Below are 20,553 nucleotides of genomic sequence, written 5' to 3'. Positions count from 1 at the left end.
CCAAAAAACCACTTTTGCAAATTTGCGATTTTTAAAGCAAAATTCAACTTTATTTAACCAATATTATCATTCTGAAAATCAAAAATTTTAAACTCAAACGGAGATTCTTATTCTCCTAACCACAAAAGACACCAACTAAAAGATTTGACGAAATGGTAAAAAAAAGCCCCGAAAGCTTTAAAACCTCCAGAGCCACTATATAAAAAATTAATCATTTATACCATCACAATATTGTCTCTTCTCGGAGCTTTATCGCACAGGACATCTGCAATACTTTTGGAGATAACGTTTCCTTCCGTAAGATTATCCAGCCAGAAAAATTCTCCTGCAGCATTGATCTCGATGAAATAATAGTCATCTTCAGGAGAAACGATCATATCTATTGCCCCATAGTCTACATTATAAATATCAAGTAGTTCCAGAAGCTTTTTTTCAACCTCTGCCGGTAATTCTGTCTGTGTCCATTTATCAAGCAGATTAACTCCATCTTTTCTCCAGTCCACTTTAGCATCTTCAAACTGTTGGGAATCTACTTCAAAGGCATAAACATCTCTCCCTACAATGGTTATCCGAAGTTCTTTTTTCTTTTGGATCATTTTCTGAAACTGCATCGGACAATACAGTAATGAATCCAGTTCTTCGAGTTTTTCTTCACTCACCACATTGGTAAAGACTACATTTTCCACTCCATTTTCATAGATGGCAAAACCGGTCTGCATCTTGGCAACTACATTCTGATGTTTCAGAATAAACTGTTTTGCTTCTTCAGGATTATTAGTAAGGCAGGTTTCCGGAATGGTAAGTCCAATTTTCTGAGCTATTTTAAGTTGTTCTTCTTTACTGTCGAGTCTTCTGTAAACACTTGGTTTCCCTAATGAATAGGTATCAATAGATTCAAAAAATCCAAATAAGGTATTACGGATCTCTCCCATAGCTGCACCAAAGAATTTAGCATCCATTTCCTCCTTCAGTCCTTTTCCTATATTGTAAGCCCGGCGGTACCAGACTGCCGAAATATCATCCAAACGGTGTTTCCTCTCTGATGTTTCAAGCATTGTCATCCATTTTCCATCCTCGAAAACGGTTGACAGCTTATTCTGTAAAGGATACAGATCAACGTCAAAACGAATGACTTCACAATTATTCTCTTTAATATATTCTGTTACTTTTTCAATGGAAAAATTATCTGCAGTATGTGTTATAATTAGAATTTTATTCATGGGTATTGGTTCTTTTAATAAGATTATCGGCAATTCTTTCTGCAATAGGAAACTCCAGCTCTTTTTGAAGCATCCCCCATTCACCTTGTGGATTAACTTCCAGGAAATAATATTTTCCGTCTTTTCCCCGGATCATATCAATAGCTCCCATGTACAACCCCATTTCCTTCATCATAGCACTCAGATTGATTTTGATATCATCAGGCAGTTGATACGCCGTCCAAAAATAGTCTTCATGACTTACTCTCCAATCTGCATGATCACTGTTATTAATCTTTCCTGTAAAAAATTCTCCATCCACATACATGATCCTCAATTCATATTCTTTATCAATATAAGGCTGAAAAATCATAGGACAATAGATAATATCAGAAAGATTCTCCAGTGTTTCCTGCTCAATCACCATGGTGGAAATCAGATTTTCGCCACTCATTGTTTTCCGAGTTACCCCATGAAGTTTAGCAATGGCTTTTCCTGAGCAATGCTCTTCAAAAAATTCTTTTACTTTCTCTTCGTCATTCGTAAAAACTGTGGGTGGAATAACCAAGTGATTCTGTTGGGCAATTTTCAGCTGAAGCATTTTATTTCCATCAATTTTCTTCTCATTTTCATAAGGATTAATCCAGGGAAGATGCTCTAATTGCGTAAACAGATTATAGCGGAGACTGGCATATTCATTCAGAAATATTTTTTCATACTCCCGGTCCAATTCTTCAGGAACACTGAGCCGCCATGCTTTCCTGTGCCATATGCCTTTAATATCATCTGAATGCAGTACATTTCCGTATTCATCTGTGATTTCAAATGAGTTCTCACTGATACTTATTTTTTGAAGATGATTCAAACGATCCGAGTTCAATCTGAAACAGGGAATATTTTTAGAAGAGAGGTACTGAAAGAAACGATCAATGGTATAAAAATCCTGTGAATGAGTAATACAGAGAATCATTTGCCGACTTTATTAAAAAAGGAAACTTAACATGTTAAGTTTCCCCTTTTGTTACAATTTTATTAATATATTACTTTAAAATAATCATTTTATAGTAAAATAGCATCATCATCACCATCAGACGGATATTTCATCGTATGCTCCATATCATTTAATTTAGATGTTGCATCGTCTAAAATAGGCTTTGTAATCACATCCCTCTCTGGGATTGTAATATCTCCACCCCCTTTTACTGTTTCAGGATCTTTTAATTGTTTCTCAAGAAATGTTGCAAAAAACGGTTTCTTTTTTGAGTTTTTGTTTTCCATAAGTTAATATGTTTGTTTATTTGACAATCGAATATACAAACTTTTCAACTTATGGAGAAATATTTCAATATTTTAAGATAATTTTAACATATTATCAAAACACATAGTAAATTATTAATCCAAACCAAGGAATTGCTTAACAACAACAGCAAAATCAACAGGATTTTCAGCCTGAACCCAATGTCCTGCATTTTTAACGGTTACAATCTTAGCTTTTGGAAACTGCTGCTTGATCCCATATTCATCCTGCGGCAAAATATAATTAGACTTTTCTCCTGCTATAAATAATGTTTCTCCTTCAAAAACACCAAATTTAATAGCATTAGATACGAATTCATTATACTTTTCAGACAGTGTTTTAAGATTGAATCTCCAGTTCAGCTTTTTGTTATCATCCCAATACAGATTCTTTGTTAGAAACTGTATTGTTGATTTTTCAGGAATATACTGATTCAAAACAGCTTCCACGTCATTCCTTGAACCTACGGTATTAAAATCTACCGTTTCAAGGGCTTTGATGATTCCCTGATGATGTGGCGGATAAGCTTTTGGTGAAATATCTACGACAATCAGCTTTTCCACTTTCTCAGGATATTTTATAGCAAACTGCATCACAGCTTTCCCACCCAGAGAATGTCCTAAAACATGAGCTTTCTGAATACCGTAATGCTCCATATAGCGGGCAATGTCATCGGCAAGATCATCGTGAGACATATCATCAGAATGAAAACTTCTTCCGTGGTTTCTAAGATCAATAAGGTGTACCGGAAGATATTCTCCAAGATCTTTCCCGAAGCTTCCCCAGTTATCAAGCATTCCAAACAATCCGTGAAATACTAAAAGCGGCGTAGCGGCTGAACCTTCGCCAAATATTTTTGAGTTTAAGATTTCCATATTTTTAAAATAACAGATTTCAGATACAGATTACAGAGGATGGAGACCAGCTACTGCAGTAAGGTCCCAATCCTTCATCTGCCATCTATTTTACCATTTTGCCAATCTCTTCAAATAAGACTGAACCGTATTTTCTAGGCCCATATATAAAGCTTCTGAGACTAGAGCATGCCCAATAGACACTTCTAATAAATTTGGAATAGTATCGGCAAAATATTTAAGGTTTTCAAGGCTAAGATCATGTCCTGCATTGATTCCCAAACCAAATTCATTAGCCACAACAGCAGTATCATAGTAAGGTTTGATCGCCTGCTCCTTATTAGACAAATAGTTTTTTGCGTACGCTTCCGTATACAGCTCAATTCTGTCTGCACCTGTCTTGGCTGCATATTCTACCAACTCAGGTAAAGGATCAAGAAAAATAGATGTACGGATACCTGCATTTTTAAATGCTGCAATGATTTCTGTAAGATAATCCAGGTGTTTTTTGGTATCCCATCCTGCATTGGAAGTAATGGCATCATCAGCATCCGGAACCAAAGTTACCTGCTCAGGTTTTACTTCCAGTACCATATCAATAAAGGACTGATGTGGATTTCCTTCGATATTAAACTCAGTCGTCACCAATGGCTTCAGATCATAGACATCCTTTCTTGTAATATGCCTCTCATCCGGTCTTGGATGGATTGTAATACCCTGTCCCCCGAATTCCTGAATCTTTACAGCAGCTTCTGTCACACTTGGTGTTTCACTTCCTCTTGCATTTCTTAATGTCGCAATCTTATTGATGTTTACGCTTAGTTTTGTCATTTTTATATTTAGATGTTAGATAACAGAAGTTAGAAGATGGAAGGCAGAAGCTGGAAGTTTATCCAGGCTTACGACCTCTTTAAGGTGTTCTAATTCCATTATCACTTAAATTGAATTTATTTTTTTAGAGATCTTAACTCTCTTTTTATACTTTAACACTTACCTGCATCACCTGAAGTTCAAACTCTTTGGATGCTACCAGCAAATGATCGAAAATATCAGCCTGAATCTGTTCAAAATGTTCCCATTTGGAATCATTGGCGAAACAATAGATCTCAAGCGGAAGTCCTTGCGGGGTAATTTCCAGCTGGCGAACCATTCTGGTTGCATTTTTCTCTACATCAGGATCATTTTCTATATATTTCTGTGCATAATATCTGAAAACCCCGATATTGGTTAACTGTCTACCATTAATGGTTTTATCATTATTGCTCAGACTTTCTTTTTCACTTTTTATTTCAACCCTTTTCTGTTCAAGATAATCTGCAATAAGGTTAATTTCTTTTAAACGTTCAATATCCTCTTCGGTAAGAAACTTAAAAGAATTGATATTAAAATAAATAGATTTCTTGATTCTTCTGTTATTGGATTCAGACATCACCTGCATATTCTTGATTTCCGTTGTCAGAAAATCATAAGTAGGAATGGTAGAAACCGTTTTATCAAAATTCGTGATTTTTGTAGTCAGAAGGCTTATTTCAGTAATATTTCCTTCTATGCTATATTTTGGAATACTGATCCAGTCTCCTACTTTCAAATTCTTAGATGTAGCCACGTGAATACCAGTTACAAATCCCAGAATGGTATCTCTGAAAACAAGTACCAACACTGCTGTTATTGCCCCAAGGCTCCCTAAGATTGTCCCCCCTTTAATTCCAAAAATCAGACAGATTCCTATTACAGAAAGCACGAAAATCCCAAATATTTTTACACTTTCCGAAATAGCATTAAGCGTCATAATCTTATAAAAATCCTGCTTAATCACAAAATAATTTCTAAAAGCAGTTAATGCTCGGAATAACAGCCCTGCTATCACAAAAATAGTAGCTACTCCTACAATCATCTCCAGTAACGCAAAGCTTTTAGGATGTCTATAGAAAACCGAAAACAATGCATATCCTGCAAAATTCAACGCTCCTAAGTGAACTACAGAATTGGTAATTCTTGAATCATAGATTGATTTTAAAACAGGGTATTTTTCTTTATCAAAAAAGAATTTAAAAATAGTATTGACTATGAATTTAAAAACAAAATCCAAAATATAAATCATCCCTGCCAGAAATATAAATTTCAGCATAATCTGAATCGGAAGTGCCAGATCAGGATATACATGATCCCTTACAAAATAATGGATCTGATCACTGATATTCTGCAGAAAATCTCTGGTATCTTGTATTTCATCTTTCATTACGGCAAATTTATAAAATTAAGGATGATGATGTTACTATTCACAATCAATTTTCAGCCCAAATTTAAAAACTGTTTATAAATTTATTTTTCAAACCTGTAAAATCTGCATTTTCACAATTGGCCCTATTTGTTGAATCATATAGGTTTCATATCTTCGTTTATATTTAAAAGAATGGATACAACTGTTATTAATATTCTCTGTCTTATTTTATTGTTTGTAGGAATACTGGGTACATTTCTTCCCGTTTTACCGGGGCTTTTGTTAAGTATCTGCGGATTGCTGATCTATAAATTCGGGACGGATGCTGATCTCCCGATGATCTATATCTGGGCTTTCGGAATCCTCACAGCTGCTTCCGTTGTTTTAAGCTATGTGATTCCTGCAAGAACCAACAGAAAATACGGTGGAACCCGTTGGGGAAGCATTGGTTCAGTAATAGGAACTATTGTTGGAATCTTTATTCCTATTCCATTAGGTTTCCTTATCGGAATGTTTGCAGGGGTATTTATTGGAGAAATGCTTCATGACAGTAAAGATATGAACAAGGCATTACAGTCTACTAAAGGAGCTTTAATCGGGTTTATTTATGGTACCGGATTCAGTTTCGTGGTAGGTGTGGCAATGTTTTTGGTAGTACTTCTTAATATGTTTGATATTATTTAACTTAAAAAAAATAAAAATCATGCTTCATAAAGCCATCATATTCAGTTTGGGAATTTTTGCATTAACGGGATGCGATGCCCAAAAGAAAGCCAAAACAGAATCAAAAACTCCTGAAATGACAACTAATACAAACTCTGATGATCAGAAAAAAGGGATCATCTATCTGAGTGAAGGAGAAAATAAATTTTTGAAAGACTATCAGATGAATATTACTTTCAAAGGAATTTCCGAAGACAGCCGCTGTCCTGAAGGCGTAAACTGCATGTGGGCCGGAATTGCCATGGCTCAAGTTGAAGTGATGGGAATTGCAACCAGACCAGTACTTCTGAATCTTGCCAGTATGGACTTCCCAAGCAGAAACTATCATCAGTCTGCAGATTTCAACGGTTACACCATCACACTGAAGGAAGTTACTCCATATCCTAAAACAGAAGGAGCCAAAGCGTTAAAAGGAAAATATAAAATAGCTGTTGATATCAAAAAAGCAGAAGCTTCATCAGATGCTACCACGAAATAGGTTTCTTTCCTTTGGATACAAGATATTCATTAATTTTTGAGAAAGGCTTACTTCCAAAGAAACCTCTGTACACCGAAAATGGTGACGGGTGTGCCGATTTCAATATAAAATGCTTAGCCGGATCAATAAATTCGGCTTTTTTCTGGGCAAAAGCACCCCACAATACGAAGACTACATTTTCTTTTTTATCCGAAATTTCTTTAATAATATAGTTGGTAAATGTTTCCCAGCCAAGATCTTTATGAGAATTGGGGGTATGGGCACGAACCGTTAAAGTTGCATTCAACAGAAGAACCCCCTGTTTTCCCCAATCATCCAGTTCTTTGGAAGTTCTTACTACACCAAGATCATCTTTTAACTCGATGAAAATATTCTTAAGGGATGGTGGCGCTGTAACCTGCTCAGATACAGAAAAACACAAACCATTAGCCTGATAATCATTATGATATGGATCCTGACCGATAATTACCACTTCAACATCATCAAACGGTGTAATTTCCAACGCTCTGAAGATTTGATTCTTCGGAGGAAAAACCTTAGTGGTTGCATATTCGCTTTTTACTTTTTCCCAAAGGGTTGTAAAATATTCCGTACTTTTTATCGGGGCTAAAATTTCTGTCCAGGTCATACTGCAAAAGTAATTAATATTAAAATAAAAGCATAATTCGCAGTTGAAATATCTTCACTTTTCTTTTGAATAACTTATCAGAAAATGGTACAATACGTCAGGAAAAAACACCTGGAAATCTATCAGTAATTTGCTTTTTTTAAGCTGAAAATAATATTATCCGGATAATCTTCGTCTTTTTTATCTTCTTCAAGAACAAAATGATGTTTTAAAAGAAGCTGTCCGGAGTTTTCATTGAACCTATTTGTTACAGCTACAATCTCCTTCAACTGTAACTCATTAAATCCACAATCTAAAACAGCTGTTAAGGCTTCAGACATAATCCCTTTTCTATGATATTCCGGTAACAGCTCATACCCTACTTCTGCAGTTTTTCTGTCTTCTGAAAAGTTCCACAAGCATATTGTTCCGATAAGACTGGAGCTGTTTTTATATGAAATCCCCCAGAAAATGATCTCTTTCTCTTGGGTTTTTCTTTTAATATGCAGAATAAATTCCAAGGCATCATAATTATTTTTTGGAGAATTCCTTTTTACATACTGATTGATAACTTTATTGCTTCTGATACGAAGAATATCTTCTGTATGACCTTCATTGATCTCTTTTAAGAGCAATCTTTCTGTTTCCAGTTTCATATTTTCATTAAAAATTTTCATTAAATCCCTGAGAAGAAATGTAGAATAAGGAATAATTCTTTCATCAATCTATTTTGTAAATCGCTCAAATATACGTAATAATCAAAATTCTCACTAAATTTGCACTGTGTATATAGATAAAGAAGATTTAGACGAATTAGAGTTTCCGCAATTGCTCGCGGAAATCTCCCCATTTGCGTATTCTCCGAAAACAAGAGAAAAAATTCTTCAACTTCGTCCGATGGAAATTGACGAGGCGGAACTTTCATTAAAAAAAACGTCAGAATATCTGTCGAGTTTTGAAAGTTCAAATGCGATTCCGTTTGATGAATATGAAGATATTGAAAGTGAGCTGAAATTGATGCTGATTGAGAATTACCGTCTGGAAAACAGTGCTTTCATCAAAATAAAAACCATCACGGAACAGATCGGAAGATTACAGAAGTTCTTCCCTACCATGCCGGAAACGTTTCCTACCTTACTGGAAGAGGTTTCCGTACTGGAATTCAGAAAAGAGATCATTGATAAGGTTGATAAGGTATTTAACCGTTTTGGTGAGGTGAAAAATGAGGCTTCTCCTGCATTAAAAGGGATAAGAACAGAAATCCAGCATGCTAAAAAAGCCATTCAGGAAAATTTCAACCGTGCTCTGACTACGTATGGACAAAGCGACTTTTTGGATGATATACGGGAAACCATTATTGACGACCAAAGGGTTTTGGCGGTAAAATCAGGATTTAAGAAAAGAGTTCCGGGAAGAACCCTGGGAATTTCAAAAACCGGCTCTATCACTTATATCCAGCCGGATAGTGTCGTAAAGCATTATTTCAAGCTTCGTGAAAACGAAGAGGAAGAGAAAAAAGAAATTGATAAAGTCTTAAGACAGCTTACCACAGAGCTGGCAGAATTTCAACCTCAGCTTTGGAGGTATCAGGTGTATATTTTTGACCTTGATCTTGTAAGAGCTAAAGCTAAGTTTGCAGAACTTATCAATGGTGTTCTTCCTAAAATTAACCGTCATAAGACACTGAGGCTAAAAGATGCCTTCCATCCTTTGTTATGGTTAAGAAATAAGGTAGAGAATAAAACGATTCACCCACAGACTCTGGCTTTAACGGAGCACAACAGAATTATCTGTATCTCTGGGCCTAATGCCGGTGGAAAATCAATTACATTGAAGACTGTAGGATTACTGCAACTGATGATTCAGAGCGGTATTCTGGTTCCTGTTCATCCAAAATCTGAAATGTTTTTCTTTGAGAAGATCATGACTGATATTGGTGATAATCAATCCATTGAAAACCATCTATCCACCTATTCATCAAGATTAAAGAAAATGTCCGGAATCATTCGTGAGGCTGATTCGGATACGCTTTTACTGATTGATGAGTTCGGAACAGGTTCTGATCCTGAATTAGGAGGTGCTTTGGCTGAAAGTTTCATGGAGTTTTTCTATGACAAGAAGAGTTTTGCAATCATTACAACGCACTACACCAATATCAAACTGGTAATAGAACAGCTTCCCAACGCTCAGAATGCGGCAATGCTTTTCAACGAAGAAACGCTGGAACCAATGTATAAACTGGAAGTGGGACAGGCAGGAAGTTCCTTCACTTTTGAAGTTGCAGAAAAGAACAAAATTCCAAGATTCATCATCCATTCTGCCAAGAAAAAGGTAGAACATGATATTGTGAATCTGGATAAAACAATTGTAAAGCTGCAGCAGGAAAAATTTGAGGTTGAAAAACTGAAAACCGATCTTGCAGAAAGAAAGGAATCTGTAGAAGATAAACGTGATAACCTTCAGAAACTGAATGATCAGCTTCAGCAGAAACTGTTCAATTTCCAAAAGCTTTATGAAGAGGAACATCGTAAACTTCAGTTTGGAAACAAGATTGAAGCTTTTATCGACAGCTATACGAAAGGAAAATCCAGAAAAGATGTTGTGAAGGATTTTGTAAAACTTCTTGAACAGGAAAAGTTCAGAAAGCTAGGTGCTGACAAGGATGAAACCAAGCGTCTTCAGGTGGTCAAAAGAAAAATTACGCAACAGCTTAAAAAGGAAGATGTGATTGAAAAAATTGCTGAAACCAATGAAAAGCTGGAAGAAAAACGTAAAAGTGACCGTGCTATCTGGATGAAAGAAGGCCAACGCGTCCGAATTACCGGAAGCACCAGCGTAGGAACGATTGAAAAAATATCCAGAAACAAGGTGATTGTTAATTACGGAACTTTCAAAACGACGATTGATGCAGATGAATTAGAGAGAATCTAATCAATTTGAAAATGGATTAATTTGAGAATTTGAAAATTAACAGAATACAATAATGGAAGAGAGTGTCTTAGGATGCTCTCTTTTCTTTTATACATTATCATCATAATTTTTCCTATTTTTAACAGAAACAATAATTTATGAAACCATTAAAAGTATTATCAGACCTTATTCCAATACCAAGTTATACGGTCATTATTCTATGTTTTTTCTTCCCATTTTTCCTGATAAAATGCGGTGATACCACTTTGATGTCCATCAAAGGAACTGATCTCGTTACAGGTGTTTCCAAACAGGCCATGAATGAGCGTATGAAGGAAAATCTGAAGAAGAGTTCTCCTTTTGGCTCTGCTTTCGGAAATGATTCAGGCAATCAATCTTCCAATTCTGACTCAGAATACTCTCCACTGAACGAATCCAATAATAAAAAAGACAAGGAAAATATTCCGCCAAGTCCACTTATTATCATTGCTTTTCTGGCAGCTATTGTTGGGATTATCATTCAGGTCATAAAAAGCATTAAAAAGAAATACATGTATCATATTGCTATTTCCTTAGTAGGACTGATCTCTTTACTGACTTTCTATTTAACCTTCCAATCAAAAATGGAAGGATTAGGAAACAATCAGGTCGGAATGGGATTAGGAGGCAACATGACCATCAGTTATGGTTTTGGAACCGCTTTTTACGTATGTGGTGCTTTATTCCTGCTGGTCTTTTTATTTTATGGAGTATTTTCTTATTACCTTAAAAATGATCCGGGAGCAATTTATGATTCATCCAATCAAAGAACAGAACCTTAAAAGAAGGTATTTACAGATAAAAAAGAGTGTTTTATCCAAATGCTCTTTTTTTATTTTTATAAACTTCAGTTTAATCATTTTCTCATTCCCAGCGATTTGAATACATAAAATTTTCAATAAATACATTTTTATTTTACTTATCCAAAAAGCATTTAATTTATATATTTGGGGGATTAAAAATCTGTTATAATGATTTCAATAAACAAAGCATTCTACTTATCTGCATTCAGTCTTTTTTCTTTAGCCTTCGTTAAAGGTCAGAATAAAGTTCCTTTTGGGGTTGTAAAAGCTGAAGAAGGATATGCCAATGTACGTGTACATAAAGATAATTACAGAAAAATTGTAGATAAAATCCGTATGCGTAAAGGAGATGTTTTTGTTTATGTAAAACCTGCTCCGGGAGAAACGGAATGGATCTGGATCAAATATCCTGAAAAGCAGGATGAAGACAAACCATTTGTACGCTATGAAACGCTTGACAAAGAAGGAATGGTAAATAAAGAACGTATTGCTTTTGTGGATCAACTGCCAGCCTATACTCCTTCTAAGTCTAAGAATGGAAGATCACTTATCTTCACAGATAATTCTGATCCTAAAATTCCTACAGCTCAAAGAAGTAAAGTAGTTATTGATGTATATCCATCCAATGCCGGTTACCGTAAAAAGGAAAAAGATGCCGAAGGAAAGCTTCTTACCATTGATAAAGTAAAACCTTGGGGAATTGGAAATGATCTTCCTGAAGGGATGACGGAAATTAAATCCATCAGACTTCAGCAGCCTGGAAGAGGTTCTGTTTTTGTGAGGGAGGCCATCAAAAATATGTTCCAGCCAACCATGGACTTCAATAATATAGGAGTAACTTCTCTGGACAATGACAACATTTTCCTTTATATGATCAATGGTTCCGGGGAATACAGATATACTACTCTTTGGACGATCAAGAAGGGAAGAGTAATCAGCCAGATTATTTATCATAATCCGGAATAAATTCATTATTTTTGCACCGAAAAAGTTTACGCTTATTCATCACAGAAACTGGTTCTGCATAACCGCAGATTAAAAGGGAACCGTGTGAAAATCACGGACTGTCGCGCAACTGTAAGTAACTAAAGTCTTTATCAAAAGATCCACTGTGCGAGGCATGGGAAGGAGGTAAAAGATGTTACAAGTCAGGAGACCTGCCGATTTCTTAAACAAGAAACTTTCGCGATTTGAAGTTTTATTGATCTGATGGATTGTTTCAGGGATTTCCAAAGTTCCTGTCATTATTCTGTTGTTTTGATATTATTTCATTTCGCCTTAATTAATAATGAAATATGACTACAGAAGAAAGAATTGAAGCTGCCGAAACCAGAATCTTCAAAGCGGTTTTCCCTAACACAACCAATCATTACGATACTCTTTTCGGAGGTACTGCCATGCAGCTGATGGATGAAGTAGCCTTTATTGCTGCTACCCGTTTCGCAAGAAAAAGAGTGGTAACAGTAAGCAGTGATAAAATCGATTTTAAAAAGCCTATTCCTGCAGGAACTATCGTAGAACTGATCGGAAAAGTTTCATACGTTGGAAAAACCAGTATGAAGGTAAACGTTGAAATCTATACGGAACAAATGTACTCTTACGAAAGAGAAAAAGCAATTGTGGGTGATTTTACTTTTGTAGCGATTGATGAATTCAAGAAACCAATCCAGATACTATAAATAGAAGAGTTTCGGGCGGCCTTTGGCCGCCCGAAACTTTATATCTTACATTATTTTACAACCTTCCCAGTTTCCAGGCTTCTTTTTAACAACTCTTCAAATGCCTCTCCCATTTCATCTGAAGCTCTGGTAATGGCATTTTCCAACATATTTCTGATCTGCTTTTCAGTAACCCCTGCTTCTGTCCAGCTTTTTCCTGAAGTATGAGAATTCAGAATGAATGGCATAATTCTGTCGATAGAACACGCAAAAATAGCATCCGGAGTAGCCTCTTCCTCAAATTCAAGCCATAGATTAAAAAATTCCGAACGTAATGGTTCATCCAGAATTCCGAAAATCTTCTGTGCAGAAATCTTTTCTCTTTCAAACTTCCCTACCATAGCAGCTTCATCAAAAAGGAAAGTATCTCCAGCTTCAATCTCCACAAGATCATGAATAGAAAGCATTCTAATCACTCTCAATAAATTGATCTCCTCGCGGTTTCTCGCATATGGATAAAGGATTTGAGCTAAAATAACGATCTGCCAGGAGTGTTCTGCTGTATTTTCTCTTCTGGAATCGTCTGCATTGTAATTTCTTCTCTGTACGTTTTTCAGGGCATCAACTGCCAGGATAAAATCGATCTCTTTCTGAATCTTCATCTTACTTTTCTCTATTATATTGATCTGATGGATATACCTTGGTTCTGGTTGTCCATTTATTGTTTTTCTTTTCTTTTATGGTAACTTTTACATAATCTTCATTGGTAAGGTCTTCTTCTTTGTCAAGAACCCTATCAAGTCCTTTATTAGGAATTACTTCATACTCTGTGGTGAAAAGTCGGCAGCACCCATCCTTTCCAGAAGTAATAATACGTTTACGAACCGGATCTGTTTCAAAAAAATCAAAATTATCCGATCCCAGTTCTGTAAGTTCTTTACTTTTAACAAAAGCCATTCTGGTACTGTTAAATACATACACATCATAAGATGCGGAACTGTAATTTCCCATATTGCCGTTTCTTATAGCAAGATCTTCGGTTCCGTCAAAATTAAAGTCACCAAAAATAAGAGGGCTCTGTTCTTTTGCTAATGGGATTACTTTCCCACGCTCCAGTCTCTGTCCTTTTCCAAGATACAGCACCAAGTTATCTGATGTAAAAGTCTGTACTTTGCTGTTATTGTTATTAAATAATTCCACGGTTCCTCTATCCATACATTGGTCATCAAAACAATTGTCTATACTGATAATGGCATCATAATTTTTAGAGGCATCTTTCACTTCAAACTGATATTGCCCAAAGCATAATGGACCTAGTAATATAAAAGCGGATAAACTCCTGTAATAATTCAAAATATTCATGTTCGTAGTAATATTGGATTCAAATGTTTTATAAAAAACTTCCAAACAAAAATACGAATCATAATACCGATTTCAAAACTCAAATGCGGTTAGAAACATAATAAATGATGAGTCTAGAAGAAGTTATGACCAACTACTTTCGGTTTAAACACTAATTGTGCAAATGCTTTTCACAAATAACACAATAGCCTTAAGCTATTATTTTGCCTCGGGATGTTTTTTCTCTGTTTTGCCATCCATCCTGAAAATTTTCACTTTAAAAAGAACCCTGATTTTTAGTCTTTTTACTCTCATATTTTCAAAATTTCATCAATTTTTTAAACTTTTTCAAAGCTTCTTTCTCTTAAATCAAGATGATCAAAAATTTAAGTTGAAATTTATTAACCTGATTATCAATATATTAATTATTTTATTTTCAAAATTTCACTACTTTGTATTGCATAATACCATTTAATTTACATATCTTTGTAATGTAAAATTAGAATAGGCTCAACTAGCTAGGAGCAACATTCTAAAAATATAACCTTAATTAACAAAACTTATCAAAGATGAATACTGAAAATACCAAAGCGCAAATGCGAAAAGGAATTCTGGAATTCTGTATTCTAAGTCTCATCAATAATCGCGAAATGTATGTTTCTGATCTTATTGACGAACTGAAAAAAGGAAAACTGGATGTAGTGGAAGGGACCCTCTATCCTCTTCTCACAAGACTTAAAAACGGAGAGTTTCTCTCTTACAGATGGGAAGAGTCAACAGGCGGACCACCCAGAAAATATTATCAGATCACAGAAAAAGGAAAACTTTTCCTGGATGAACTTCTCAATACGTGGAATGAGCTTACAGCTTCAGTAAACCAAATCACTCAACAACATTAAAAAACAAAGCTATGAACAAGACACTCTCAATAGGACTCGCAGGTTTTTCTTTTACAATAGAAGAACACGCATATATAAAGCTCAGCGATTACCTGAACGCTCTGAGAAGCTCACTGGATGCTTCAGAAGCAGATGAGGTAATGCATGACATAGAAATAAGAATGGTGGAGATCTTCAGAGACTCACTGGGAAAACGTGAAGTAATTAACGATACCGATGTAGAAAAGGTAATCGCACAGATCGGAACTCCTGAGAAAATTGAAGAACAGGAAGAAGCTTATTTTTCTGAAAAAAATACAACTAAGAATACCAATACAGGTGGAAATTATTCAGACAAAAAACAATTATTCCGTGATCCTGAAAAGCAGAAAATCGCGGGTGTTTGTGCAGGTTTAGCTCATTACGTAGGAATGGATATTACTGCTATGAGAATTATCTGGGTAGTTGTTTTCTTAGTGATGATTCCTGCAGCAGGAAGCGCATTAGTAATCCTACTGCTTTATCTGATCCTTTGGCTGGTACTTCCAAAAGCACAAACCGCTTCAGATTTCCTGAAGATGCAGGGAAAGCCTATGAACTTCGACAATCTTAAGAATGAGTCTAATAAATTGGTACAGTTTGCCAATGAATCTACTCAGAGGGTCGGAGAAATCTACAACGAAAACAAACCTTACATTGACAATGCCGGAAGTGGAATCTGGAATGTATTCAAATATATTATCGGAGCATTCTCAGTATTGATGGCTGTAGGAAGTATTATTGGAGTATTTGTATTATTTGCCCTTTTCGGAATGGATACAGATTTCCCTGGAGCCAATCAGATCAGATTCTATATGGATGACAACGGTCTGGATAAAGTACTGGCAGCCATCATGATTATAGGAAGCTTGATTCCTGCTATTCTTTTCAGCTTATTAAGTATTAAGATATTCTCACCAAAAACAAAACTGAGAAATCTTGGATGGGTAGTGGGTGGATTATTCCTGCTTCTTATCGGACTGGGAACTTATTTCGGAATCAGTATGGCTAAGAAAAACCTGATCTACAAAGGCAGTAAGGAGGACATTGAAAATGTAGCCATCAATACTACATCAGATACAGTATATGTAGATGTAAAACAGGTAAGTATTCCTCAAAGTTACAAAGCCTATGATGATGACATTTATTCTGATAAAAAATCAGTGTATGAAGAAGATTATATCTCTGTAGAAGTAACAAGAAAACCGGAAGTAAAGACTCCTTACTTAATCATCAAAAAAGAAGGAAACGGTTATAATTTCCCAATTCAGGTAGCAGTACCGGTAGAGGTGATAGATAATAAAGTAATGCTTCCAAACTACATTAAGTACCCTTATGAGCACAGATTCAGAGATTACAGAGTAAATTATGAACTTGTAGTTCCTCAAAGTACAATCGTAATTCCTGTTAAAAAAGACAGAATTGATTTTGACGGAGACCTGAACGGAGATGGTATGAATGATGACGACCAGGACAGAGATGAAAACCACAACGGAATCAGAATCGAAAAAAATAAGATTACAGTAAACGGTTCCAGCATAGAATACAACTCTGATGATAAAGACAGTGTTATCATTAACGGTAAAAAAGTTCCTAATAACCAGGCTAAGAAAGTTATTGATTCCGTAGCATCTGATATTAAAAAGATTAACAAAGATGTGGACATCAAAATAAAAGACGGAAAAAACGAAATATCCATACAAACTAAATAATTAACTACAGAGAGTGGTAGAAGGTGTGAATGGAAAGCAACCGTTTGAAATTCACACCATTCTTCTCTCAGAAAAGTGAAAAAAATTTAACATTTAGTTCCCCATATGGAAAAATTGTTTTAATTTCGTATCGTTAAAATTTAATAACCAACCAACACTAAAAACACTCTTATTATGATACAGTTTGCAATGGAATTCGTAATGAAAATCGTAGATTTAATCAACGGTTTGTTTTAAGAGCAATAATATTTTCAATATATTTGTAAAAGTATAACCAAATTGGTTATACTTTTTTGTTTTTAATCCAAGAATCTATGAAAAAGCTGATAGGCAAACTGATGTTAAAATTATTAGGATGGAAAGTCGTTCTACAAGGCGATGTTAACGTCCTGAACAGATGTATTCTGGTGGTAGCACCACATACTCATAATATGGAATACATTTTAGGAAACTTTGCCTACTGGTCTCTGAATAAGCCTTTAAAGATCATCATTAAAGATGCCCACACCAAAGCATGGTATGGCAGTGTTGTAAAAGGACTTGGGGGGATTGGTATCGACAGAAGTCAGAAAAATGATCTTGTGAATTTTGTAGCCAACCAATTTGCCAAAGAAGATTTCAGTCTTGTGATTACTCCGGAAGGAACAAGAAGCTGGGTTCCGAAATGGAGAAAAGGATTCTATCATATGGCGATGGCTGCAAAAGTACCTATTGTACTGGCAGCAGGAGATTTCAAAAGAAATATCGTATACCTGGGCTATACCATTCCTTATGAAAGAATAGCATCCGTTCCGTTTTCTGAAATCATGCAGGAAATTCAGGATTATTATGTGAAAAACGATATCGTACCTAAGGTTCCTGAAAATTGGAATCCAAATATCATGGGTACTGGAGAATAATAAAAGTAAATAACTTATATTTTACATCATCATTTATCAATCATCTCTTATCTATTTTAAAAATGAAAGGTCAGACAAAAGAAGAAATATTAGCATTCATCAATAACTGGGGTGGAGAAACCCTGGCAAAAGCAATGGAAATCAAATTCATTGATATAGATCTTGAAAATGAAACCCTTACTGCTACCATGCCTGTATTACCAAGAACACACCAGCCTTTCGGAATCATGCACGGAGGAGCAAGCTGCGTATTGGCAGAAACCCTTGGTTCAAGCCTGTCTAATATTTTTATTGACGGTGATAAATATTATGGTGTAGGTACCAATATCAACTCCAATCACCTAAGAAGTAAAAAAGATGGAATAGTAACAGCTACTGCACGCTTCATCAGAAAAGGAAAAACAATGCACGTTTCTGAAATTGAAATCAGAGATGAAAAAGGAACACTCATCAACCATACTACAATGACCAATAATATCATTAATAGATAGGTTGAACATCCATAAAAACTAAAAGCTCAAAAAATTTTTGGGCTTTTTTTATATCCTTACTGCAACCTTTTATTTTCTGTATTATAAAACAATGTTTCCTTAAAAAACAGCTCCTATAATTTTGACATCTTTAAGACTAATAATACCTTTGCAGAAAGGAAAATTAACTTTGGAATTTCCTATATAATTTCAGGTTAATGATTTTCAAAATCCGTTCATAGCTCATGATTTATTTCAAACTTCCCTTCAACGAAGGATTGCACACTGTAGAGGAAACAACTGATAAAAACGCTGTTAAATTTTATTCTTATGACAGCCTGAGCCATATCAGCTTTAATGGAAATATCATCAGGATTGATCCTGCAAAGTTTAATAATATTTCGATTACCAACGAAACATTAACAGAAGATAAAACGGGTTCCAGAGCTGAAACCAAAGAAGAATATTGCAATACTTTACAACAGGTCATTGAAGTTATTAAAGAAAATGATCTTCCCAAATTGGTGTATTCCAGAAGAAATATTTTTACAGACTTCGATAGAATAGATTATACAGCAAGTTTTGATAACTTATGTAAAACTTATCCAAATGCTTTCAGATACTTGTTTAATGATGGGAAAAATGCGTGGATGGGAGCTTTTTCGGAAGTATTAGGTAAGTTTAATAAAACAACTCATGAGTTTGAAACCATGGCACTGGCAGGAACTCTTCCCACAACTGAAGAATGGACGGAAAAAGAAATTGAAGAACAGAAACCTGTTACGTCTTACATTCAGAATATTCTTAAAAACTATTCAGATAAAGTGCTGCAATCTAAAACGTATGACCATATTTCCGGGAATATCAAACATCTCCGTACAGATTTTAAAACAACTATAAAACCTGATGATCTTGACAACCTAATCCAGGATCTTCATCCTACTCCGGCAGTTTGTGGTATCCCTAAGGATTTCTGCAATGAAAATATCCGAAAATATGAGAAATTCCCCCGTGAATTTTATGCCGGTTATATCAAGGTAGAAACAGAAGATAGCATTCTTTATTTTGTAAATCTTAGATGTGCAAGACTGTATAAAGATTCCGTACATGTTTTTGTTGGCGGTGGTATTACCGCTCAAAGTAATCCGGAAAAGGAATGGACAGAAACGGAACTGAAATCTGAAGCAATTTTAAAAAACCTGGTTGTTTCTTAATTAAGAAGATTTTATTTACCACAGATCTATTTCTGTAGTGTATTTGGTTATCATATTTAGAAAAAATAACAGGATAAATCGCATTTAGATTTGTTCTGAATGACAAAATATGCATTTTATACGCTTTGATTTTTGTGATATTTGTGAAACAATTGGTGCTATTTGTGTTTCAATAATATGTTTTGGCTAAAGCCAATAGAATTTGATGTTTTATTGGTCCGGCTGGGCTAAAGCCCACCCCTATTGATGTTGATGTCCTAATGGATAATTAGATAATCAATATAGTTATTTAACGACAATATCTTTTATCTTTTATCTTTTATCTTTTATCTTTTATCCATAAAAAAACCTCCTTCAAAAAGAAAGAGGCTATATCTATATAAATATTTAATTTACTTCTTTACACCAATTCGGCTCCAGGTATCCATTACAAAAAGCAGGATAAGACCTATTGCAGCAGCTGATGCAGAAAATACAAACTTAATGTTGTCTTCATCAGCGATAAGATCATTCTGCCAGTTGATAGCATATAAATTAATAGCGATGAAAACGATGAACAGTACTAAAAATACTTTATAAAACTTCTTCATAATTTTAAAATTAACATAATTCAGCACCAATTGGGCAAAATTTGCAGTGAATAATTTAATTGAAATCGCTAAAAGGATAATACCGAAAACTTTCTGAAGAATCATCAAAGTAGCATCTCCTATTTTCTGCTCCAACCATTTCGCTGATTTCAGCACCAAATATACGAAAATTGTATTAAGAATAATTCCGCAAATAATATTAATATCATGAAATTCAGCTCTGAGGGATAATGCTGTTGTTAAAGTTCCGGCACCTGCAACCAGTGGAAATGCGATGGGTACGATAGACGCAGCCTTTGCTTCGGTTGTTTTATTGATTTCAATTCCCAAAATCATTTCCAGTGCTATGACAAAAATCACAAATGCACCGGCAATTGCAAAGGAATTTACATCCACTCCAATAAGCTTTAGAATTTTATTTCCTACAAACAGGAAAACAATCATAATTGCTCCGGCAGTAATAGCAGCCTTACCCGCTTCTATCTTTCCGAACTTCTGCTGAAGGCTTACTATAATGGGAACTGAGCCGATAATATCGATAACGGCAAAAAGAACCATAAAGCTGGTAACGATCTCTTTAAAAGAGAAACCATCAAAAATTTCCATCTCTTTGTAATTAAA

21 protein-coding genes, 1 pseudogene and 1 riboswitch are annotated in these 20,553 nt (G+C 35.1%); of the genes and pseudogenes, 11 read left to right on the top strand and 11 right to left on the bottom strand.

The genetic code is table 11. From position 1 onward, the window contains the following. Window positions 1-215: 215 nt before the first annotated feature. The 6 genes from BOQ64_RS11650 to BOQ64_RS11625 all read right to left on the bottom strand — a co-directional run bounded on the left by BOQ64_RS11650 (window position 216) and on the right by BOQ64_RS11625 (window position 5,589). Window positions 216-1,220 carry an MvdD family ATP-grasp ribosomal peptide maturase gene (locus BOQ64_RS11650; RefSeq protein ID WP_129055428.1) on the bottom strand — a complete coding sequence of 335 codons (1,005 nt, stop codon included), beginning with the start codon at window positions 1,218-1,220 and terminating at the stop codon, window positions 216-218. After that, a complete protein-coding gene (locus BOQ64_RS11645) occupies window positions 1,213-2,169 on the bottom strand; it encodes an MvdC/MvdD family ATP grasp protein (RefSeq protein ID WP_129055426.1) in 957 nt (318 codons plus the stop codon). The genes BOQ64_RS11650 and BOQ64_RS11645 overlap by 8 nt, the downstream gene beginning before the upstream one ends. Before the next feature lie 89 nt (window positions 2,170-2,258). Beyond that, entirely contained in the window at window positions 2,259-2,477 is a 219-nt protein-coding gene (locus BOQ64_RS11640; RefSeq protein WP_129055424.1) for a microviridin/marinostatin family tricyclic proteinase inhibitor, read from the bottom strand. Window positions 2,478-2,591: 114 nt separating this feature from the next. Continuing rightward, window positions 2,592-3,371 carry an alpha/beta fold hydrolase gene (locus BOQ64_RS11635; protein ID WP_129055422.1) on the bottom strand — a complete coding sequence of 260 codons (780 nt, stop codon included), beginning with the start codon at window positions 3,369-3,371 and terminating at the stop codon, window positions 2,592-2,594. A gap of 90 nt (window positions 3,372-3,461) precedes the next feature. After that, on the bottom strand, window positions 3,462-4,181 hold the full coding sequence (locus BOQ64_RS11630) for a pyridoxine 5'-phosphate synthase (protein WP_129055420.1): 720 nt from the start codon (window positions 4,179-4,181) through the stop codon (window positions 3,462-3,464). 145 nt (window positions 4,182-4,326) lie between these two features. Next, the gene (locus BOQ64_RS11625; RefSeq protein WP_129055418.1) at window positions 4,327-5,589 is read right to left on the bottom strand and encodes a mechanosensitive ion channel family protein; all 1,263 of its coding nucleotides are present in this window, start codon (window positions 5,587-5,589) and stop codon (window positions 4,327-4,329) included. A 174-nt stretch (window positions 5,590-5,763) separates the two neighbouring features. Here BOQ64_RS11625 and BOQ64_RS11620 point away from each other — a divergent pair, with 174 nt between their 5' ends. Next, the gene (locus BOQ64_RS11620; protein ID WP_123872277.1) at window positions 5,764-6,255 is read left to right on the top strand and encodes a DUF456 domain-containing protein; all 492 of its coding nucleotides are present in this window, start codon (window positions 5,764-5,766) and stop codon (window positions 6,253-6,255) included. 19 nt (window positions 6,256-6,274) lie between these two features. Then, a complete protein-coding gene (locus BOQ64_RS11615) occupies window positions 6,275-6,772 on the top strand; it encodes a hypothetical protein (protein ID WP_129055416.1) in 498 nt (165 codons plus the stop codon). Here BOQ64_RS11615 and BOQ64_RS11610 read toward each other — a convergent pair. Both BOQ64_RS11610 and BOQ64_RS11605 read right to left on the bottom strand, forming a co-directional pair. Beyond that, entirely contained in the window at window positions 6,759-7,400 is a 642-nt protein-coding gene (locus BOQ64_RS11610; RefSeq protein ID WP_129055414.1) for a uracil-DNA glycosylase, read from the bottom strand. The two genes, BOQ64_RS11615 and BOQ64_RS11610, sit on opposite strands and share 14 nt — an antisense overlap. A gap of 122 nt (window positions 7,401-7,522) precedes the next feature. Next, window positions 7,523-8,035: a GNAT family N-acetyltransferase gene (locus BOQ64_RS11605; protein ID WP_129055412.1), complete on the bottom strand. Its 513-nt coding sequence runs from the start codon at window positions 8,033-8,035 to the stop codon at window positions 7,523-7,525. A 127-nt stretch (window positions 8,036-8,162) separates the two neighbouring features. Here BOQ64_RS11605 and BOQ64_RS11600 point away from each other — a divergent pair, with 127 nt between their 5' ends. The 4 genes from BOQ64_RS11600 (at window position 8,163) to BOQ64_RS11585 (ending at window position 12,810) form a co-directional block, all read left to right on the top strand. After that, window positions 8,163-10,310: an endonuclease MutS2 gene (locus BOQ64_RS11600; protein ID WP_129055410.1), complete on the top strand. Its 2,148-nt coding sequence runs from the start codon at window positions 8,163-8,165 to the stop codon at window positions 10,308-10,310. A 137-nt stretch (window positions 10,311-10,447) separates the two neighbouring features. Then, complete coding sequence (locus BOQ64_RS11595) at window positions 10,448-11,110, top strand: hypothetical protein (RefSeq protein WP_129055408.1); 663 nt, start codon at window positions 10,448-10,450, stop codon at window positions 11,108-11,110. 189 nt (window positions 11,111-11,299) lie between these two features. Next, complete coding sequence (locus tag BOQ64_RS11590; RefSeq protein WP_228448332.1) at window positions 11,300-12,097, top strand: hypothetical protein; 798 nt, start codon at window positions 11,300-11,302, stop codon at window positions 12,095-12,097. A gap of 32 nt (window positions 12,098-12,129) precedes the next feature. Continuing rightward, window positions 12,130-12,311, top strand: a riboswitch (cobalamin riboswitch). Between the two features lie 115 nt (window positions 12,312-12,426). Further along, entirely contained in the window at window positions 12,427-12,810 is a 384-nt protein-coding gene (locus BOQ64_RS11585) for an acyl-CoA thioesterase (RefSeq protein ID WP_045499671.1), read from the top strand. A 50-nt stretch (window positions 12,811-12,860) separates the two neighbouring features. Here the strand turns inward: BOQ64_RS11585 and BOQ64_RS11580 are convergent, their stop codons facing one another. Continuing rightward, window positions 12,861-13,451 (bottom strand): HD domain-containing protein, encoded by a 591-nt coding sequence (locus BOQ64_RS11580; protein WP_129055405.1) that lies wholly within the window; start codon window positions 13,449-13,451, stop codon window positions 12,861-12,863. 1 nt (window position 13,452) lies between these two features. Next, window positions 13,453-14,151, bottom strand: a complete 699-nt coding sequence (locus BOQ64_RS11575) for an XAC2610-related protein (protein ID WP_129055403.1) — start codon at window positions 14,149-14,151, stop codon at window positions 13,453-13,455. Window positions 14,152-14,699: 548 nt separating this feature from the next. Between BOQ64_RS11575 and BOQ64_RS11570 the strand changes: the two genes are divergently transcribed. From BOQ64_RS11570 to BOQ64_RS11550, 5 genes are all read left to right on the top strand, one after another. Continuing rightward, the gene (locus BOQ64_RS11570) at window positions 14,700-15,029 is read left to right on the top strand and encodes a PadR family transcriptional regulator (protein WP_068944173.1); all 330 of its coding nucleotides are present in this window, start codon (window positions 14,700-14,702) and stop codon (window positions 15,027-15,029) included. 11 nt (window positions 15,030-15,040) lie between these two features. Continuing rightward, complete coding sequence (locus tag BOQ64_RS11565; RefSeq protein WP_129055401.1) at window positions 15,041-16,759, top strand: PspC domain-containing protein; 1,719 nt, start codon at window positions 15,041-15,043, stop codon at window positions 16,757-16,759. A 314-nt stretch (window positions 16,760-17,073) separates the two neighbouring features. Further along, on the top strand, window positions 17,074-17,658 hold the full coding sequence (locus tag BOQ64_RS11560; protein ID WP_129055399.1) for a 1-acyl-sn-glycerol-3-phosphate acyltransferase: 585 nt from the start codon (window positions 17,074-17,076) through the stop codon (window positions 17,656-17,658). Window positions 17,659-17,720: 62 nt separating this feature from the next. Then, window positions 17,721-18,149 (top strand): PaaI family thioesterase, encoded by a 429-nt coding sequence (locus tag BOQ64_RS11555; RefSeq protein ID WP_089737210.1) that lies wholly within the window; start codon window positions 17,721-17,723, stop codon window positions 18,147-18,149. A 224-nt stretch (window positions 18,150-18,373) separates the two neighbouring features. Continuing rightward, window positions 18,374-19,342 carry a chorismate-binding protein gene (locus BOQ64_RS11550; protein ID WP_129055397.1) on the top strand — a complete coding sequence of 323 codons (969 nt, stop codon included), beginning with the start codon at window positions 18,374-18,376 and terminating at the stop codon, window positions 19,340-19,342. A gap of 599 nt (window positions 19,343-19,941) precedes the next feature. On the opposite strand, the pseudogene BOQ64_RS11545 reads toward BOQ64_RS11550, so the two are convergent. Then, window positions 19,942-20,538: pseudogene (locus BOQ64_RS11545) on the bottom strand (MarC family protein); the annotation flags it as partial. Window positions 20,539-20,553: the final 15 nt, after the last annotated feature.

Source organism: Chryseobacterium sp. CH25, assembly GCF_004119455.1.
GTDB lineage: Bacteria > Bacteroidota > Bacteroidia > Flavobacteriales > Weeksellaceae > Chryseobacterium.
Note: the sequence above shows the minus strand (reverse complement) of the source record. Positions and strands in the feature narration are given on the sequence as shown.

Bases quoted from the DNA above. Each gene is read 5' to 3' on its own strand.
- BOQ64_RS11575 (WP_129055403.1), bottom strand. From the start codon at position 14,151: ATGAATATTTTGAATTATTACAGGAGTTTATCCGCTTTTATATTACTA.
- BOQ64_RS11580 (WP_129055405.1), bottom strand. From the start codon at position 13,451: ATGAAGATTCAGAAAGAGATCGATTTTATCCTGGCAGTTGATGCCCTG.
- BOQ64_RS11650 (WP_129055428.1), bottom strand. From the start codon at position 1,220: ATGAATAAAATTCTAATTATAACACATACTGCAGATAATTTTTCCATT.
- BOQ64_RS11595 (WP_129055408.1), top strand. From the start codon at position 10,448: ATGAAACCATTAAAAGTATTATCAGACCTTATTCCAATACCAAGTTAT.
- BOQ64_RS11635 (WP_129055422.1), bottom strand. From the start codon at position 3,371: ATGGAAATCTTAAACTCAAAAATATTTGGCGAAGGTTCAGCCGCTACG.
- BOQ64_RS11555 (WP_089737210.1), top strand. From the start codon at position 17,721: ATGAAAGGTCAGACAAAAGAAGAAATATTAGCATTCATCAATAACTGG.
- BOQ64_RS11560 (WP_129055399.1), top strand. From the start codon at position 17,074: ATGAAAAAGCTGATAGGCAAACTGATGTTAAAATTATTAGGATGGAAA.
- BOQ64_RS11630 (WP_129055420.1), bottom strand. From the start codon at position 4,181: ATGACAAAACTAAGCGTAAACATCAATAAGATTGCGACATTAAGAAAT.
- BOQ64_RS11615 (WP_129055416.1), top strand. From the start codon at position 6,275: ATGCTTCATAAAGCCATCATATTCAGTTTGGGAATTTTTGCATTAACG.
- BOQ64_RS11625 (WP_129055418.1), bottom strand. From the start codon at position 5,589: ATGAAAGATGAAATACAAGATACCAGAGATTTTCTGCAGAATATCAGT.
- BOQ64_RS11550 (WP_129055397.1), top strand. From the start codon at position 18,374: ATGATTTATTTCAAACTTCCCTTCAACGAAGGATTGCACACTGTAGAG.
- BOQ64_RS11610 (WP_129055414.1), bottom strand. From the start codon at position 7,400: ATGACCTGGACAGAAATTTTAGCCCCGATAAAAAGTACGGAATATTTT.
- BOQ64_RS11565 (WP_129055401.1), top strand. From the start codon at position 15,041: ATGAACAAGACACTCTCAATAGGACTCGCAGGTTTTTCTTTTACAATA.
- BOQ64_RS11605 (WP_129055412.1), bottom strand. From the start codon at position 8,035: ATGAAACTGGAAACAGAAAGATTGCTCTTAAAAGAGATCAATGAAGGT.
- BOQ64_RS11640 (WP_129055424.1), bottom strand. From the start codon at position 2,477: ATGGAAAACAAAAACTCAAAAAAGAAACCGTTTTTTGCAACATTTCTT.
- BOQ64_RS11590 (WP_228448332.1), top strand. From the start codon at position 11,300: ATGATTTCAATAAACAAAGCATTCTACTTATCTGCATTCAGTCTTTTT.
- BOQ64_RS11585 (WP_045499671.1), top strand. From the start codon at position 12,427: ATGACTACAGAAGAAAGAATTGAAGCTGCCGAAACCAGAATCTTCAAA.
- BOQ64_RS11620 (WP_123872277.1), top strand. From the start codon at position 5,764: ATGGATACAACTGTTATTAATATTCTCTGTCTTATTTTATTGTTTGTA.
- BOQ64_RS11570 (WP_068944173.1), top strand. From the start codon at position 14,700: ATGAATACTGAAAATACCAAAGCGCAAATGCGAAAAGGAATTCTGGAA.
- BOQ64_RS11645 (WP_129055426.1), bottom strand. From the start codon at position 2,169: ATGATTCTCTGTATTACTCATTCACAGGATTTTTATACCATTGATCGT.